Consider the following 1,778-nt stretch of genomic DNA (forward strand, 5'->3'; position numbering starts at 1 on the left):
CTAGGAGTCTGCTGAATTAATCCGGCGTGGTGGCGGGGTTTGTGGCTGGGTTCTCGAGATGATTAATGGATGCAGGGGCATTCTGAGGATCAGCGTGAGCTGTTGGATGCGGAGTCGGTTGCCGGGCATCTGCTGAAGTCCGACAGCATGTTTGTATTCCTGGCCGAACACCGCCACGAGTTGTTTCCCGAGGCGATGTTCGCTGATCTTTTCCCGTCGCGGCGGGGGCGTCCGAGCGTGCCGGCCGAGGTGATGGCCTCGGTGATCACCTTGCAGGCCCTGCACGGGCTCTCTGATAGCGAGACCGTGGACGCGGTCACCTTCGATCTGCGCTGGAAAGCCGCGTGCGGGTTGGCGGTGACCGCGCCGGCGTTTCACTCGACCACGCTGACCTATTGGCGGCGCCGGCTGGCGGCCTCGCAGGCGCCGGACCGGATCTTTGAGGCGGTCAAGGCCGTCGTGGCGCAGACCGGTGTGTTGGCCAAAAAGACGCGGCGAGCGTTGGACTCCACCGTGCTCGATGATGCGGTGTCCACCCAGGACACCGTAACCCAGCTGATCGCTGCGATCCGCCGGGTCGGGCGTGAAGTCCCAGGGGCCGGCGAGGTGATCACCACTTACTGCACCGCCCACGATTACAGCGATCCGGGTAAACCGGCGATCGCCTGGAACGACAGAACCGCCCGCGACCAGCTTGTCGACGCCTTGGTCGGCGATGCGCACCGGCTGCTGGGGCATCTGCCCGACCAGGAACTGGGCCCGCGCGCCGCTGAGGCGGTGTCGTTGTTGGCGCTGGTCGCCGGCCAGGACGTCGAACCGGTCGAGGGTTCTGATGGCACCGACGGGCAGTGGCGCATCGCGCAGAAGGTGGCCGGTGATCGGGTGATCTCTACCGTGGATCCCGAAGCCCGCCATGCCCATAAGACGGTGCATCGCCGCCAGGACGGATACAAGGCCCACATCGCGGTCGAACCTGATACCGGGATCATCACCGACTGCGCGCTGACCAAGGCAAGCGGACAAGACAATCACGAAGCCGTCATCGGACTGGCGCTGCTGGCACACGAGACGACGGCGGTGCGGGTGCTCGGCGATTCGGCCTACGGCACCGGTCAGGCACGGGCGACGCTGGCCGAGCTCAAGCATGTCGCCGTGATCAAACCGCTCCCGCTGAGAACCCCGGTCCCGGGTGGGTTCACCAGCGATGACTTCACCATCGATTTCGCGGCCCGTACCGTGACGTGTCCGGCCGAGCACACCATCCCCATCGGACCTAGCGGTGGAGCCGCATTCGAAAAGCATTGCCGGTCATGCGCTTTGAGGCACCTGTGCACCACCGCAGTGCGTGGGCGAAAGCTCACCATCAGCGAACACGAACCGCACCTACGTGCCGCCCGGGCCATCGCGCGCACACCCGAATGGCAGGCCGAGTACCGCCAACACCGCCCCATGGTGGAACGCTCGATCGCCTGGTTGACCCGCGGCAACCGCAAAGTCCGCTACCGCGGCGTCAGCAAGAACAACCACTGGCTGCACCACCGCGCCGCCGCATTGAACCTGCGCCGCCTGATCAGCATGGGCCTGACCCACACCGGCACCACCTGGGCCATCGCCTAAGCCCAGACATCCCGGCGGCCTTGCGGCGCGAACATCGGATTGCCACGCCCCAAACGGCGGGGCAATCCCGAATCTGTCGGCCTGCCTGTGACTTCACACACGCGCCGACGAGCGCTTGAGACGCCCCGCCCCATCAACCCACTAATTCAGCAGACTCCTAG

The 1,778-nt window shown here is 65.6% G+C and carries 1 protein-coding gene; it reads left to right on the forward strand.

Annotated features, from left to right (window positions below; translation table 11 throughout):
• Positions 1 to 69: 69 nt before the first annotated feature.
• Positions 70 to 1,617: an IS1182 family transposase gene (locus tag ACXMYJ_RS28980; protein WP_260753369.1), complete on the forward strand. Its 1,548-nt coding sequence runs from the start codon at positions 70 to 72 to the stop codon at positions 1,615 to 1,617.
• The last annotated feature ends 161 nt before the right edge of the window (positions 1,618 to 1,778 follow it).

The sequence above is a fragment of the Mycobacterium sp. ZZG genome (assembly GCF_054786995.1).